We start from the raw sequence: 15,412 nt of genomic DNA, 5'->3' as shown, positions 1-15,412 counted from the left end.
ATTTTGCTATTTAGTTGTTCTAAATGAGAAATCTTTAACACAGTTAGCGTCATATTTGCTCCGTCAAATTGAACAGGTATTAAGTGAAATTGGTATAACTCACATACGAGGAACACACTATGCGCATTATTTTGCTAGGCGCGCCGGGTGCAGGTAAAGGCACTCAAGCTCAATTTCTAATGGAAAAGTACGGTATTCCACAAATTTCAACGGGCGACATGCTACGTGCTGCTATCAGCGAAGGCACGCCACTGGGTCTGGAAGCCAAAAAAGTGATGGATGCAGGACAGCTTGTATCTGATGACATCATCATTGGTCTGGTGAAAGAGCGCGTTGCAAAAGAAGACTGTGCGAATGGTTTCCTGTTAGACGGGTTCCCGCGTACTATCCCTCAGGCAGATGCTATGAAAGAAAACGGCATTGCCGTTGATCACGTTATCGAATTCGACGTTGCTGACGAAATTATCGTTGAGCGTATGAGTGGTCGTCGCGTACACCCTGCTTCTGGCCGTGTTTATCACGTTGTGTACAACCCGCCTAAAGTAGAAGGCAAAGATGACCAGACTGGTGAAGACTTGATCATTCGTGCCGATGATACAGAAGAAACAGTACGTAAGCGTCTTGGTATCTACCACGACCAGACTAAGCCACTGGTAAGCTACTACCAGTCAGAAGCGGATGCAGGCAATACTCAGTACCACAAACTGGATGGTACTCAGGCTGTTGAAGCGGTAAGCCAGCAACTCGCTGAGCTTTTGGGCTAATTTACAGCCTACATAAACAGAAAAAGCCAGCTTAGATGCTGGCTTTTTTGTGTTTGAACATACCAATTTGCTTAATTAAGAGCTCTATTTTGAGGCGAGAAAATAGGGTCGATAACGAGGCAAAAATTTTGCTATTTAGTTGCTCTAAATGAAAAATTTTTAACACAGTTAGCGTTCTATTTGCTCCTTCAAATTGAGCAAGTATTAAGTGAAATTGGTATTATTAGGCTTTTGCGACAATAATTGCTCTGAGCGGAGCGGGGTAACCCTCAATCGTCTTACTGGGATCGTCCGGATCCAAAAAGTCGGCCAGAGATTCGGTCTGCATCCATTCGGTGCGTCTTTGTTCATCCAAAGAAGTGATGTCTTTATCCACCACCTTGATGTCTTTAAAACCCACGCGTTGTAGCCACAGCGCTAATGCGTCACAGCTCGGAATAAACCAGACGTTACGCATTTTGGCATAGCGATCTGTTGGTACAAGCACCGTGTTTACATCACCTTCAATGACCAGGGTTTCGAGCACTAACTCACCGCCCGGGCGCAACTGAGCTTTTAGCTGAGCCAGGAAGTCGATGGGGGAGCGACGATGATACAGAACCCCCATAGAGAAAACGGTATCAAAGGCTTTCAAATCCGGGAGTTGCTCCACACCCAGAGGTAACAGATGGACATTCGGATCCGGATTAAAGTGCTTGATGGCCTGAAACTGGCTCAAGAATAGGTCAGAGGGATCAATTCCCACGACAAACTTAGCCCCCGCACCGCGCATGCGCCACAGGTGATAACCAGAGCCGCAGCCGATGTCGAGCACGCTGCGGCCGTGTAAATCGCTGATATGCGGTAACAAACGATCCCATTTCCAGTCGCTGCGCCATTCGGTGTCAATGTCGATACCATGAATATGAAACGGGCCTTTGCGCCAGGGCATCATGCGTTTGAACAGGTGTGTCAGTTGCTTCTGATGCCCCTCAGAGAGTGGCTCCTGACGGGTAAAGGACACTTTGTTCTCAATGTCGACTTGATCGGCTGGCAGATCGGGGAGGTTTTTGAGTACCTTTTCCCATTGTGACCAGTCACCGTGCTGGGCTTCTTTTTGCCAGTGAGACAGTTGTGCCGGCAGTGTTTCCAGCCAATGGCTGAGGGGGCTTTTCGCAATAGCGGCATAAAAATCGGTAAACCAGGAATTCATAGTCTTTCTCTTATTTAATCGCTACCAGGGAGCAGAAGTTAAAGCACTGATACCACACCTGGGTATGGGCAAATCCTATCTGTTCCAGGCGGTTTTTGTGGGTGCTGAGGCTGTCAGTGCGCATTACGTTTTCAATGGCCGTGCGTTTTTGGCTGATCTCCAGCTCTGAATAGCCATTGTGGCGTTTGAAGTCGTGGTGCAGGTCAATCAACAAATTATCTTTGATGTCGTTTTCACCTTTGATCTTCTCCGAAAGCAGCAATACGCCGCCGGGTTTCAGCCCCTGGTAAATTTTTTCAAGCACAGCGGCTCTTTGTGCCTGGGGGATAAACTGCAAAGTAAAGTTCATGGCAACAACGCTGGCGTTGCTTACCTCTAACTCGTTAATGTCGCCCAGTTGTACGTCTACCGGTACGTCTGATTTGAAGCCTTTCAGATGCATCTGGCAGCGCTCGACCATAGGCTGGGAGTTGTCCACGGCAATAATGCGGCAATTTTCTTTGTCGATATTGCGGCGCATACTGAGGGTGACTGCCCCCAGTGAACAGCCCAAGTCATACAGGTTTGAATTGCTCTGCGCGTATTGTCCGGCCAGTTTACCCATGGTACTGACGATGGTGGCATAACCCGGCACCGAGCGCTGGATCATGTCCGGAAATACTTCTACAACGTTTGCGTCGAAGGTGAAGTCTCTGACTTCTTGCTCTGTGGCATATATACTGTCTTTGCCCGTCACACTGCTAGTCCAATTTGTCTTACAAAAAAATAATCATGCTATTTTAGCATTTTATACTAGATAGTCAGTGATAAATTGAGTAGCTTGGCTAGTATTAACAATAAGAAGTAAGTTAGAGAACCAACATGGCGAAAAATAAAGTGATCAGCACAGAAGATATCCTATCCACATTATGTCACTCGGTGACTGAGGTTTTATCCTCGGCCAGTGGCAATCAGATTGCCTACTCGGCAATGGTACAGAAGATCACCCGTACCTGTATGCGTCCAGACATTGGTTGTTTTGTTCTGTTTGACGGTGGCTTTACCGGTCTGGTTGTCACCAACTTCACCGCACAGGCTGCAATGGAAGTTTATCAGGACTATATGCGTTCTATGGGCATGCCGGAAAACGAAATTGCACAAAGCCACTTGTCGGATGACGTATCCAATGTGATGGGTGAGCTGATGAACCAAATCGTTGGTGATTTCACCAGCAAAGTGCGTGAGCAGCTTCACACGTCTATCACGCAGAACCAGCCCAAAATGATGGCCATTAACAAACAGGTTCAGATCTCGGTGGATACCACTATGGACAGGCCACAGGCGCGCCGCGTGACGTTCACCACTCAGGGCCAGAATATTTTCTACCTGGAATTGGCTATGGATAAGACCGAGTTTATTAAGTTGCATGATTACGACATCACTGAAGCCGTTGATCCGGACGACATTATTGCCAGCCAGAGAACCAAAAAAGCGGAGGCGGCTAAAAAAGCGGAATCATCAGCAGAAGATGTCGCAGACGACGACTTTATGGCGGATCTCGGCCTGTAATTAGGTCTCATCTATATCTGTGTAGCCCCGATTGCAAAAGGGCTGCACTCCTATCACCATTGCTTAAGATTCTGCATGCTCAGGCATGTAAGGCGCTAACAGTGTGTGTGCTTTTTCGAATTCGAACTGAATAACCAGCTCGTTGAGCTCATCCAGTATTGCTTCAGGCAAGGGGGCGCCCACCTTGAGAGCGGCAACCAGCTCGGTGGCACGGGCATCATAATCTTGCAATGCCCTGGCAAGTGTTATCAGGCTTTCCTCGTAGTGCTCCGACTGGGGCCTTGTATCTGCCTTTTGTTGGGGCTGTGCAGCACTGGCATTCAGATAGCGGCTAATTTGCTCATGACACTGTCTGATGTAGTCCAGCAATTCGTCTACTTTAACTATATCAATACGGTCTTCTTTTATTTGAGATTCCAGTGCAGTACATTGGTCGCTCAGATAGGTCATAGACAGGTTTGCACTGGCACCTTTGAGGGCATGTAACAGGTGTTCGGCCAGCTCGGTGTTACCTATGGTAATGGCTTGTTTCAGATTGATAAGCTCTTCTATTTGCTGTTTTACGAATTTTTCAAGCAGCGAAAAGTATACGTCGCGGTTGCCGGCCGCCCGATTAATACCGGCATCAATATCAATGCCCTCATAAGCAAATTCCTTATGTTCAATGTCAGGCTCAGCTGAGCTTTGATGCTCGGGTGTTGCTGGTGTGAGGTCTTCATTGTCGGCTTCGTGCTGCTGAGTATGGAGCAAAATGGTCTCAATCATGTTTTCTACATCAATAGGCTTAGCAATATGGCCAACCATACCTGCATTCAGACAAGTTTGGATATCGGTTTGCATAGCATTGGCGGTCATAGCCAGGATAGGCGGCTGAGCTATCTCGGTGAGTTTACGAATAGCCCGCGTTGCTTTTAGCCCATCCATCACTGGCATTTGCATGTCCATTAAAACAATATCAAAGGCAGTGGCCTGCACGGCTTCAAGTGCTTCCTGGCCATTATTTGCAACTGCCACCGTCGCCCCATGAAAAGACAGTATTTCAACAGCAATTTCCTGGTTAACGGGCTGATCTTCGGCCACCAGTATCGTCAATCCTGAAAGCCTGCTTCCCTGGGCCGGTTCAGCGCCGCTGAGCTGCTGTGGTTGCGGTGCCAGGCAGGCTTGCAGGCAGTCGAATACGCTTGAGGGGTTGATGGGCTTTAATAAAACACTGGAAATAATGTGCTTTTGCTCGTCTTTAAGTCCCAACTCGCGACCATATGCCGTCACCAATGCATACTGGCTTGCAGGAGAGTGAGCATGCAGCTCCATGATGGTGTCTATGCCGTCTTTTTGTGGCATGTGCCAGTCAACAAAGGCAATATCAAAGTGGGGTTGCTGATTGCTGACGTATTCGATGCAAGCATCGCCCGATGAAAACAGCTTAGAGGCGATGCCAAACTTCTTCAGCATAGCGGCCATGACTTCACGGGCCAGTGCATTGTCATCCACAATCAGGGCGAGCTTGTCTTTAAAATGCTCTGCTGGCTGGCTGACAAGGCGGGTGGTTGTGGCAAAGGGCAAGGGCAGGGAAAAGTAGAACGTAGACCCTTTTCCCAACTCACTTTCAACAAAGATTTCACCGCCCATAAGCTTCACGAGATGCTGAGATATGGTTAAGCCCAGGCCGGTGCCGCCATATTTACGTGTAATAGAGGTATCCGCCTGAGAAAAAGACTGAAACAGTTTTGTTTGTTGCTCGCTGCTTAATCCTATTCCGGAATCAATCACACTAAAGAGTAACCTTGCACTTTGCTCATCCTCACTTTGGTAGCAAATATTGATCGTCACATGGCCCTGCTCAGTGAATTTAACGGCATTGCCCGCGAGGTTGATCAACACCTGACTAATACGCAGGGGATCGCCAATATAGTCATTGGCCACATCCGGGTGAACGTCGAAGATAAGCTCCAGTTGCTTTTCTTCTGCCTTAAGCCCGACGATTGTGGCGACATTATCCAGGACCTTATCCAGGCGAAAGTGGGTGGACTCGATTTCGACTTTACCGGCTTCAATTTTTGAAAAATCCAGAATGTCGTTAAGTAGTTTGAGCAGCTGCTTGGCGGCATTATCTATTTTTTCAACGTAATTGCGCTGTTTGGTAGTCAACTGCGTATTCAGTGCCAGATGAGCCATGCCAATGATGGCGTTCATCGGTGAGCGTATTTCGTGGCTCATATTGGCAAGAAACTCACTCTTTACTTTGGCATTTTTGTCGGCAAGCTCTTTGGCTGCAAGCATGTCTCGTTCTAGCTCATTGCGTTCTGTCACATCCAAAAAGGTGCCGACAACACCGCCAACCTCTTTAAAACCATCAAAGAAAGGAGCCTCATGCACAATCAACTCACGGGACTCCTGCTGGCCGTTTTTCAGGGTCAGTTCGAACTGGTGTTGTGCTTGCTGTTCAATCGTAAAGTTAGATTTTTGCTCCAGATAGCTGGTGGTGTAGACATCGAATACATCCTGAATGCGCATACCGGTAACTTCCGCTTCAAACAAGTCCAGAAAATCAAGAAAAGCCCGGTTAACACCTAAGAAGGTGCCCTGAGTATCCCGATAATAAGTGGGGTTAGGAATGGCATTGAGTATATGTAGTGTCATCTCCAGGTGCTGTGATAGCGCCGTTTCCGCGGCAAGCTGCTGCTGGGCGTTTTCACACAGCTGGATCTGGATAGCGAGATCTTCACATAGCTGCTGGATACTGGTTTGTTGCTCACTGTTGAAGCGATCGACACTGGCGATATACAACGCGCCTTTTAGCTGATTATTAACAATCAATGGATAAAGCGCGGCGCTTTTTATGGCAATGGTGACGGCACCGGCTTTCAACTCAAAGGTTGCGTCTTTAGACGCCAAACACTGGCGCGTCAGGGTTCGTCGCAATTGTGTGTACTGAATACTCAGCTTGTCCAGGCAGGGCGGGCAACCAATTGTTTGTATTGGCGTGAGTGCATCATTATCAGTGCAGCAAATGGCCACACTGGGGGCGGCATAATAGGTGGCGAAAAACTCCAAAGCGAAGCGCCGCAGCTCGTCCGGATCGCGACTATGTCGGATCCCTTGGTTAAACATTTCCCGCAACTTGGCGATTTCGACCCGATTATGGAGTTTGTCGTATATTTGACCAACGACATTGGCCAGTCCGCTGAGCTCGGCGCCCAGCTGGTCGGGCAGTTGCAACTGAGTGTTACCCGTCTGGTTGGCTTCATGTAACGCGTTTTGCAGGCGCTTAAGCGGCTCAAAGAGCCGTAAATTGCACCACCAGAGAGCGACTGAGGCGGCCATACCAAGGAGCAACAGGGCCCACATAATTTGCTTACTCAGGTCTGTAAAATGATTGTCTTTGGTTGCCATAAGCTGGCGACTTTGCTCAGTGAACATGCTATCCAGTTGCGCAAGTTCACTGCTAATTTGTTGCAGCGCGCTGTGATAGCCTGTCAGGTTAAAGCGTGATGTCAGAGGAATGCCCGACTGAAACTGAGTCAGCTCGGTGTAAGTCTGGACAAAAAGCTGCTTCAGTTCACTGTGTATCACAGCCAGCTGAGTTGCAGAGGGCTCAATGGGCAGCGCGGCGATTAAAGGGCGCATTGCTGCAGGCTCTGAGGTGTGTGCTTTTGCCGTTACCGTTAACGGTGACTTGCTGAACCTGGCTAACTTTTCGAGTTGTTGTGGCTGGGGGTCGTTAAGGTATAAAGCAAGTTGCATAGTGTGGTCTTGAGCATGTTCCCGAAGGCTGGCAGAGAGTGTGGTCAGGGTTTCAAGGTTGTCGAGCTGTTTATTAATGGGCTCGAGCTTGGTGAAACTGAGAAAAAGTAATAAGGCTGCAATAAATAAACCCGACAGTATCACTGAAAAGACCACATTTACTCTAAATTTTAGACCCATATACACGCCACACTGTTGAGTTTACTAACATAGTAACCATAGTCGCGTGCGGTCATTTCTCAAGCTATGCTTAGTGAAAGTAAATAAAGCGACGAAGAGGACAAAGGAATGGCAGATATTTTGGTGGTTGACGATGTGGCTGAAAACCTTCATATGCTGCAATTGATCCTGCGCCAGCAAGGCCACACGGTGCTTGCCGCCATTAATGCCGAGATTGCGCTGAGCATAATCCAGCGTAAACCGCCTGAGCTTGTGATCACCGATATTAAAATGCCCGGCACATCTGGGATTGAACTGTGTAAGTTACTAAAGGCAGAGATGCATACCAGCCATATACCGGTAATTTTTGTCAGTGCCCATAGCGACACCGACTGGATAGTCGAAGCGCTGCATGCCGGCGGCAATGACTACATTACCAAGCCCTTTATTCCAGCCGAGATCCTCGCCAGAGTGGATACTCAGATCAAACTACTGGATGCGCAAAAAAGTGCGGTAAAGCAGCAGCTCTCTCAGGTGATGAACGAAATGGTCATTGGTGTTGCACACGAAATAAACACGCCGCTGGGCACTGCCATCACGGCTGTCAGTCATTGTGGTGATACGGTGAATAAGCTGGTTGCAGCACTTGAAGCGGGCAGGGCAGACACCGCCATGTTTACCGACAAGTTGAGAGAATGCGATACCAGCCTGGCGCTCAGCCAGAGAAATTTAAACAAAGTGGCCAAATTTGTGTCTATGGTGAAGCAAATTGCCCGGGTTGAATGTCCTGTGTCGCCTACCCGAGTGAGCCTGCTAGAGTTTGCTGAAAAAGTGCAATGTGCCTGGTCAGGCAAACCCGTTGAGTTGCACCTTGTCGTGCCCAAAGATCTGGTGGCTGTGTTTGATGGTGGGCTGTTAGCATCTGTGCTGGACACACTGATAGCAAACTCCCTGGCACATGGCCGTCAGCAAGGAACATTGCAGGTGACTATTGCCCTTGATATAGAAGAAGGGAAACTCACCGTGCGCTATCAGGATAACGGGCTCGGACTTGACGGGATCTCAGAAGAAGACATGCTGAAGCCCTTTGTTACAACGAAAAGGGGCAACACTGGCCATGTCGGGCTGAGTGCATCGGTGGCAGCCAATTTGATTGTTAATGCACTGGAGGGAAATTACTGTGTACAAAACCGTGAAGATGGCCTCCTTTGGCAGATAGCTCTGCCCGTCGAACCTGTTTGATCTGAGTCAAACCACAGGATAATTGATGAGGTGGGCGGACATAAGTCCTTATCTGTGGCGGTGGATTTCTCTAAGCTCGCGAGCAAGATTTTATCTTAATTCAAAAAGTTAATTTTCAATGTTCGAGTTGCAGTTAATTTCTTGAATTTAAGTCACGTAAATATATCGGTGGAACCATTATGCAACAGCTACCTACAGTTGACTATCAAGCGCCTGACGCGGCGAAACTATTTGTAGAATCTCTGCGCTCAACGGGCTTTGGTGTACTAAAAAACCACCCAATTCCTCAGGAACTGGTTGAGTCTATTTATAAAAACTGGCAAGAATTCTTTAACTCAGAAGAAAAGCACGCGTTTTTATTTAACAAAGAAACGCAAGACGGTTACTTTCCGCCCGATGTATCTGAAGTTGCGAAAGGCTTCACAATTAAAGACATTAAAGAGTATTTTCACGTTTATCCAAAAGGGCGTGTGCCGGCACAACTGGATGCAGAAATTCGTGAGTACTACCGTTTGGCCAATGAGTTTGCAGCGCAACTGTTAAGCTGGGTTCAGGCTGAAGCACCAGAAGATGTGCGTGCTAAGTTCTCAATTGATCTGAAAGACATGATCAAAGACTCTGAGCAGACACTACTGCGCGTTTTACACTACCCACCTATGACAGGCGACGAGGAGCCGGGTGCTATTCGTGCAGCAGCACATGGCGATATTAACCTGCTGACCGTTCTGCCTGCGGCGAATGAGCCTGGTCTGCAAGTACAAAGACAAGATGGCAGCTGGTTAGACGTGCCTTGTGATTTCGGTAACCTGATCATCAACATTGGTGACATGCTGCAAGAAGCGTCTGGTGGTTACTTCCCATCAACTATTCACCGCGTGATCAATCCAACCGGTAAGGCCAGTGACAAGTCTCGCATCTCGTTGCCATTGTTCCTGCACCCACGCCCGGACGTGGTTCTGTCTGAGCGTTACACTGCAGACAGCTATCTGCAAGAACGTCTGAGAGAGCTGGGTGTAAAATAAACACAGCTTGTTTGTTGCATTGGGGCATGACCAATTAACTGGATAAATTGGCCTTAGCAACAATGAATACGTCATAAAAAACGGTGCGAAAGCGCCGTTTTTTGTTGCTAAAAGAGGCTTACTTCTTGATTATTTCTCGTTCTGGACAATTCCAGGGTTAGCGATAAAAAAAGGACAATATTCAGGTCCTTGCAAAAATTTTTCTGACAATTAAGCAAAAGTGTGCAATATTAAAATTTTTCACACTGAGAAAAAATAATAAAAAACTTAATGACAACGCTGTCATTTGTTGTGTAACATCAAATCAACATGACTGAACACCGGTTGCCTTTGAATGAGGAGGCACCAATCACAACTTTTAGGGGTCGCTACATGATGGCTAAACAGGTTGAACATGACCAGTTATATATAGGTATCGATGGTGGAGGAACGAAATGTCGTGCCACCATATACTCTGCAATCCATGGCGTACTAGGCACTGGTCTTGGCGGTCCTGCAAACCCGCTACACGGGTTTGAAAGAACCTTAGAGTCTATCATGGTCTCGACTCAGCTGGCGTTGCAAGACGCAGGGCTTAGGGTTGAGCAAGTTCACGAGCTCAATGCAGGCTTAGGCCTTGCTGGCGTTAATTTACCGAGCTTATATGACAAAATCATGCGCTGGGATCACCCGTTTAAACAGATGTTTCTGACCACCGACTTGCATACGGCTTGTATTGGTGCTCACGAAGGCGAAGATGGCGCAGTGATCATCACCGGAACTGGCTCTTGCGGGTTTGTGCTGGTGGAAGGTAAAAGTGCCAACTATGGCGGTCATGGCTTTGCACAGGGCGACATTGGCAGTGGCTCCTGGATGGGCCTGGAAGCGGTGAAAGCGGTATTGTTAGACTTAGATGATCTTGGGCCAAATACGGCGTTGTCAGCGGTTTTTCTCAAGCACTTTAATACGAATACGGCCATGGGCATTGCCGAGCAAATGGCGGGGCAGCCTTCAAGCAGCTACGCCAAGCTAGCGCGTTATGTACTGGATGCAGCAAAAGCCGGTGATGCAATTGCACTGGAGATTGTGCAAACCGGCGCTGACTACATCAGCCGACTTGCGCGCAAGTTACTGCAGCAGAATCCGCCCAGACTATCTATGATTGGTGGCTTGTCGGAGCCGCTAAGCGAGTGGTTAGACCCACAAGTGGCAAAACAAGTAGAACTGCCAAAACAACCACCCGAAATGGGCGCTATCTACTTCGCCATGCAGAGTATTCGACGTCAATCAGAACATTTGGTGTAATACATGAACAGATTTATAGCCAGCCGTTTGTTTGACGGCACCCAGTTTAAAAACGACGCAGAGTTTGTTGTCGACAATGGCCAGCTTCGTTTTGAATCACACCCGTCAGGTAGTGATATCACACGCCTTGAGGGCATAACCGCACCTGGTTTTATTGATGTTCAGGTAAATGGCGGCGGCGGCGGCTTTTTAAATGCCGAACCATCACTATCTTGCCTTAAAACAATCGTTGCAGCTCATACAAAGTTTGGCTCAACCGCCTTGATGCCAACGCTCATTACGGATCAGATAGCCGTTATGGAGCAGGCGGCAGATGCAGTTGCTCAGGCGATTGCAAGCAAAGAGCCCGGTGTGGCGGGGATCCATTTTGAAGGCCCGCACCTGTCTCATCCCAAGAAAGGCACACACAGCGAGCAGTTTATTCGGCCAATCTCAGAGCGCGAATTTGCCATTTATGGCCGTGAAGATTTAGGCATAAAAATGGTCACGCTGGCACCGGAAACCGTACCGTTGAGCGATATAAAACGTCTGGTCGGGCTGGGCGTGAAAGTATCCATTGGCCATTCAAATGCCGATTTTGAAACCACCATGGCCGCACTGGAAGTGGGGGCCGATGGCTTTACGCATCTGTTTAATGCCATGTCGGCGTATACCTCCCGTGAGCCGGGTGTGGTGGGCGCTGCACTTTGGGACGATAACGCCTGGTGCGGCTTGATTGTCGATGGCCACCATGTTCATCCGGCGTCGGCCAAACTGGCTATTCGCAGCAAGCAACGTGGCAAAGTTATGCTGGTAACCGATGCAATGCCGCCAGTTGGTACGGATGACCAGGAGTTCGATTTCTTTGATGGTCGCAAGGTGATCCGCACCGGTGACAGGCTCAATTCGACCACAGGCGAGCTGGCGGGCAGCGTACTGGATATGGCCAGTGCGGTGCGTAACAGCGTCAATACGCTGGATGTAACCTTATCAGAAGCATTTCGTATGGCCTCTTTATATCCGGCTCAGTATTTGGGGTTGGCTAAGAAAGGGCGGCTGATCGATGGCGCGGATGCCGACTTTATTGTGCTCGACGACAACCTTGATGTGTTGCAGACCTTTATTAACGGGCAACGCGTATAATTTTCCCTGGGTAAAAAACCCCGCTGCAGTTTAGCGGGGATTTTTTGTTTGTGTAGGTAGTAACTATGTCAAATAATAAGAAAAGGCTGGCATCGCTCGATGCCTTGCGTGGCATGGATATGTTCTGGATCCTTGGTGGTCAGTCCATATTTGCCGCATTGTTTGTATTAACCGGCTGGCAGGGTTGGAAGATATTCGAAGCGCAGACGCTGCACAGCGCCTGGCATGGCTTTACCTTTTATGACTTGATTTTCCCCTTATTCATCTTTTTATCTGGTGTCGCAATGGGGCTCAGGCCCAAGCGCATTGATCACTTGCCACTGGAAGAGCGCAAGCCCATTTACATCAAAGCAATTAAGCGCCTTGGCTTACTCTGTCTGTTTGGGGTTTTGTATAATCACGGCTGGGGCACAGGTATTCCGGCTGATTTGGGCGAGATCCGCTATGCCAGCGTACTTGGACGGATTGCCATTGCCTGGTTTTTTTGTGCCATGCTGGTGTGGCATTGCAGCCTGAAAACGACGGCGCTCACCGGTGTTGGAATATTACTCGCGTACTGGGTATTGCTGTGCTTTATCCCTGTGCCTGGTGGTAGTGCAGGGGAGCTTACGCCAACAGGCAGCTGGAATGCCTGGGTCGATCAGACGTTGCTGCCCGGCATGACTTATCAGAACCGCCCGGTTGACCCGGAAGGGATTTTGTCTAGCTTCCCGGCGATTGTGAACGCCATTGCCGGTGTGTTTGCCGGGCAGTTGATTGCTCAGGCAGATAAACTCGGCCAGTGGCAGGTGGCAGGGCGTTTATTCGTTGCTGGTATCATTAGCCTGGCTCTGGGCTGGTTGTGGGACCTTCAGTTCCCGGTAAACAAAGAATTGTGGACCAGCTCCTTTGTGCTGGTGACTGTCGGCTGGAGTGCCATTTTTCTTGCCGTTTTCTTTACACTGGTCGATATACTCAACGGCCAGAAGCTGGCCTATCCCTTTGTGATCATCGGTGCCAACTCCATTATCATTTATCTGGCATCGAGCCTGGTAGATTGGGCCTTTATCAGCCGCAGTGTGTTCGGTGGCATCATTAATGCGGTGCCAGAGCACTGGCAGGCTTTGATCAGCGTTTGTGCCTTACTGGCGGTCCAGCTGCTGGTATTACATTGGATGTACAAACGTAAGATTATTGTGAGTGTGTAGCGTATAGGTATTTAGAGGCTTGCGCCTTTTCAGACTTTTAAAAATGGCCTGCTCAGCAGGTCATTTTTATTTTGGCCATAAAAAAAGTACATTTTTTTATCACTTTTACTTTACAAGCGCGTTTTTTTCTCTAATAATGACAGCGTTGTCATAATGGTAATAACCTAAACAGTGTATCCCAGTTAGGTTTTGATCTGACCTTGTTTTGATTGCACGCAGAGCAAGGCTCAGATCCCATTTTTTCCTGTTTGTTCACAACCTTGAGCCTTACATTATGCAAATAGTCATTCTAAAAAACGCAGCTGAAGTTGCAGCATATGGTGCCGATATTTTCACTCAGCAGTTAGCGCGTAACCCAGGCTCTGTACTTGGACTGGCGACAGGATCAACGCCAGTTGCTTTGTATCAGGAGCTGATCCGTCGCAACCAGGCGGGCACTGTGAGCTTCAGCAAAGCCAAAACGTTTAATCTGGATGAATACCTGGGTCTGAATGGCGAACACCCGCAAAGCTATCGTTATTTCATGAACGAGCAGCTATTCAACCACATAGATATCAACAAAGAAAATACCCATGTTCCGCCGGGTGATGCTAAGAACCCCATTGAAGCCTGTAAAGAATATGAAGCCCGGATTAGCGCCGCCGATGGCATCGATGTTCAGCTGCTGGGCATTGGTCGTAATGGCCACATTGGCTTCAACGAGCCTTCGTCCGGTCTCACATCGCGTACTCGGGTAAAAACCCTGACTAAAGCGACCATCGACGATAACGCGCGTTTTTTTGCTGCGGATGAATACCAGCCACACTTGTCGATCACTATGGGGATCGGGACGATTTTAGATGCCCGCAAAGTGGTTTTACTGGCAACCGGTGAAAACAAAGCCGACGCGGTACACGCCATGATTGAAGGCCCACTGACCGCCGCTTGTCCGGCATCAGCATTGCAAATGCATCGTCATGCCGTGATTGTGCTTGATGAAGGCGCCGCCAGCAAACTCAAAGACATTGAATTTTACAAGCACATTGAAGCTGAAAACCAAAAGCTTCAGGAATATCTTGCCTCTCTGTAGTGTGTTATCACACTGTAGTTCAAGCCCGTAAGGGCTTTTTTTTTGCCGCAAAGCTATTGGCATTCGGGCCAGCTATGTTAGCGTGTCGTCAAAGAACAAGAAAAGGATAAATGTCTTGCTGCATTACACGCAAATGAACCTCAACAGGGCCTCGGCTGAACGCAAAGACCCCAACTGGTTGCTTGGCCAGTACGGTGAAAAAAGCCGCTGGTTGCTGGTATGGAATAACAAAAATTTGATTGTAAGCAACGAGCGTCAGCTGGCTTTGTTGTCGCAATCACAGGTTGAGACGCTCGACCGCGCCGAGGCCGTGTTTTTAGGCATTGACGACACACATAGCTACTTTGCACTCGACGTCAGCGAAGTGGAGCAAGAGCTGCTTCAGGGCTGTATTGATGTCAGCTTTGACGAGCACACCTTTAATCAGACTTTCCATTTCGAAGACATGCGCACCATAGGGCCAAAGCTGGACGCCGAGCTGGCGTCGGTAGGCGTGCTGGCGCGTGGGCTATGCTACTGGCATAAAACGCATCGTTTTTGTGGTCGTTGTGGTAGTGCAAATCGCCCTGTGGAAGCCGGGCATGCGCGTTTGTGTAACGATAAAGCATGTCGACACATGACTTTTCCACGCACCGATCCTGCCGTGATCATGCTGGTCACGCACACCTTTCCCGATGGCATTGAGCGCTGTCTGCTGGGTCGTCAGGCGCAGTGGCCCGAAGGCGTTTTCTCGACGCTGGCGGGGTTTGTAGACCCGGGTGAAACTCTGGAGCGGGCCGTGATCCGCGAAGTAAAAGAAGAAGCCGGGGTTGAGGTTGACCAGGTACGTTACCTGACCTCGCAACCCTGGCCCTTTCCGTCGTCTATTATGCTAGGCTTTATAGCAACTGCAAAAAGCACCGACATTTTTGTTGAGCAGGACGAACTGGAGCAGGCACAGTGGTTTTCCCGTGAAGACCTCGACGGGTTTGCCGAGTGGGGAGACGATGTACCTGGCTACAAGCTCACTCGTCCAGACTCTATCTCCCGATACCTGGTTGAATACTGGCGTCAGCAATGATGCACTAAGTCCAAAATTG

General features: G+C 48.7%; 12 protein-coding genes. 9 read left to right on the top strand and 3 right to left on the bottom strand.

The genetic code is table 11. From position 1 onward, the window contains the following. Positions 1-119 precede the first annotated feature (119 nt). Positions 120-764: an adenylate kinase gene (gene adk, locus C3B51_RS16210; protein ID WP_010385354.1), complete on the top strand. Its 645-nt coding sequence runs from the start codon at positions 120-122 to the stop codon at positions 762-764. A 223-nt stretch (positions 765-987) separates the two neighbouring features. Here adk and cmoB read toward each other — a convergent pair whose 3' ends face one another. Together cmoB and cmoA are read right to left on the bottom strand one after the other, a co-directional pair. Beyond that, positions 988-1,956 carry a tRNA 5-methoxyuridine(34)/uridine 5-oxyacetic acid(34) synthase CmoB gene (gene cmoB / locus C3B51_RS16205; protein ID WP_130245737.1) on the bottom strand — a complete coding sequence of 323 codons (969 nt, stop codon included), beginning with the start codon at positions 1,954-1,956 and terminating at the stop codon, positions 988-990. A 10-nt stretch (positions 1,957-1,966) separates the two neighbouring features. Then, positions 1,967-2,692 carry a carboxy-S-adenosyl-L-methionine synthase CmoA gene (gene cmoA, locus C3B51_RS16200; protein WP_125780282.1) on the bottom strand — a complete coding sequence of 242 codons (726 nt, stop codon included), beginning with the start codon at positions 2,690-2,692 and terminating at the stop codon, positions 1,967-1,969. Between the two features lie 125 nt (positions 2,693-2,817). Here cmoA and C3B51_RS16195 point away from each other — a divergent pair, with 125 nt between their 5' ends. Then, the gene (locus C3B51_RS16195) at positions 2,818-3,504 is read left to right on the top strand and encodes a DUF3334 family protein (RefSeq protein ID WP_046003167.1); all 687 of its coding nucleotides are present in this window, start codon (positions 2,818-2,820) and stop codon (positions 3,502-3,504) included. Between the two features lie 63 nt (positions 3,505-3,567). On the opposite strand, the gene C3B51_RS16190 is transcribed toward C3B51_RS16195, so the two are convergent. After that, complete coding sequence (locus C3B51_RS16190) at positions 3,568-7,428, bottom strand: PAS domain-containing hybrid sensor histidine kinase/response regulator (RefSeq protein WP_130245736.1); 3,861 nt, start codon at positions 7,426-7,428, stop codon at positions 3,568-3,570. 108 nt (positions 7,429-7,536) lie between these two features. On the opposite strand from C3B51_RS16190, the gene C3B51_RS16185 reads away from it, so the two are divergent. The 7 genes from C3B51_RS16185 to nudC all read left to right on the top strand — a co-directional run bounded on the left by C3B51_RS16185 (position 7,537) and on the right by nudC (position 15,393). Next, positions 7,537-8,649 (top strand): response regulator, encoded by a 1,113-nt coding sequence (locus tag C3B51_RS16185; RefSeq protein WP_130245735.1) that lies wholly within the window; start codon positions 7,537-7,539, stop codon positions 8,647-8,649. 179 nt (positions 8,650-8,828) lie between these two features. Continuing rightward, on the top strand, positions 8,829-9,671 hold the full coding sequence (locus C3B51_RS16180; protein ID WP_125719542.1) for an isopenicillin N synthase family dioxygenase: 843 nt from the start codon (positions 8,829-8,831) through the stop codon (positions 9,669-9,671). A gap of 372 nt (positions 9,672-10,043) precedes the next feature. Next, positions 10,044-10,955: an N-acetylglucosamine kinase gene (gene nagK, locus C3B51_RS16175; RefSeq protein WP_125780276.1), complete on the top strand. Its 912-nt coding sequence runs from the start codon at positions 10,044-10,046 to the stop codon at positions 10,953-10,955. Positions 10,956-10,958: 3 nt separating this feature from the next. Next, positions 10,959-12,077 (top strand): N-acetylglucosamine-6-phosphate deacetylase, encoded by a 1,119-nt coding sequence (gene nagA, locus C3B51_RS16170; RefSeq protein ID WP_130245734.1) that lies wholly within the window; start codon positions 10,959-10,961, stop codon positions 12,075-12,077. A gap of 65 nt (positions 12,078-12,142) precedes the next feature. Next, positions 12,143-13,264, top strand: a complete 1,122-nt coding sequence (gene nagX / locus C3B51_RS16165) for a transmembrane glucosamine N-acetyltransferase NagX (RefSeq protein WP_130245733.1) — start codon at positions 12,143-12,145, stop codon at positions 13,262-13,264. Between the two features lie 274 nt (positions 13,265-13,538). Next, positions 13,539-14,333, top strand: a complete 795-nt coding sequence (nagB, locus tag C3B51_RS16160) for a glucosamine-6-phosphate deaminase (protein ID WP_046003161.1) — start codon at positions 13,539-13,541, stop codon at positions 14,331-14,333. A gap of 115 nt (positions 14,334-14,448) precedes the next feature. After that, on the top strand, positions 14,449-15,393 hold the full coding sequence (nudC, locus tag C3B51_RS16155) for an NAD(+) diphosphatase (protein ID WP_206074108.1): 945 nt from the start codon (positions 14,449-14,451) through the stop codon (positions 15,391-15,393). The last annotated feature ends 19 nt before the right edge of the window (positions 15,394-15,412 follow it).

It is taken from the genome of Pseudoalteromonas rubra, from assembly GCF_004212645.1.
Classification (GTDB): Bacteria; Pseudomonadota; Gammaproteobacteria; order Enterobacterales; family Alteromonadaceae; genus Pseudoalteromonas; species Pseudoalteromonas rubra_G.
Note: the sequence above shows the minus strand (reverse complement) of the source record. Positions and strands in the feature narration are given on the sequence as shown.

What these genes read in the sequence shown, in the direction of transcription:
- adk (WP_010385354.1), top strand. Translation starts at nt 120, where the DNA reads ATGCGCATTATTTTGCTAGGCGCGCCGGGTGCAGGTAAAGGCACTCAA.
- cmoB (WP_130245737.1), bottom strand. Translation starts at nt 1,956, where the DNA reads ATGAATTCCTGGTTTACCGATTTTTATGCCGCTATTGCGAAAAGCCCC.
- C3B51_RS16195 (WP_046003167.1), top strand. Translation starts at nt 2,818, where the DNA reads ATGGCGAAAAATAAAGTGATCAGCACAGAAGATATCCTATCCACATTA.
- C3B51_RS16190 (WP_130245736.1), bottom strand. Translation starts at nt 7,428, where the DNA reads ATGGGTCTAAAATTTAGAGTAAATGTGGTCTTTTCAGTGATACTGTCG.
- C3B51_RS16185 (WP_130245735.1), top strand. Translation starts at nt 7,537, where the DNA reads ATGGCAGATATTTTGGTGGTTGACGATGTGGCTGAAAACCTTCATATG.
- C3B51_RS16180 (WP_125719542.1), top strand. Translation starts at nt 8,829, where the DNA reads ATGCAACAGCTACCTACAGTTGACTATCAAGCGCCTGACGCGGCGAAA.
- nagK (WP_125780276.1), top strand. Translation starts at nt 10,044, where the DNA reads ATGATGGCTAAACAGGTTGAACATGACCAGTTATATATAGGTATCGAT.
- nagA (WP_130245734.1), top strand. Translation starts at nt 10,959, where the DNA reads ATGAACAGATTTATAGCCAGCCGTTTGTTTGACGGCACCCAGTTTAAA.
- nagX (WP_130245733.1), top strand. Translation starts at nt 12,143, where the DNA reads ATGTCAAATAATAAGAAAAGGCTGGCATCGCTCGATGCCTTGCGTGGC.
- nagB (WP_046003161.1), top strand. Translation starts at nt 13,539, where the DNA reads ATGCAAATAGTCATTCTAAAAAACGCAGCTGAAGTTGCAGCATATGGT.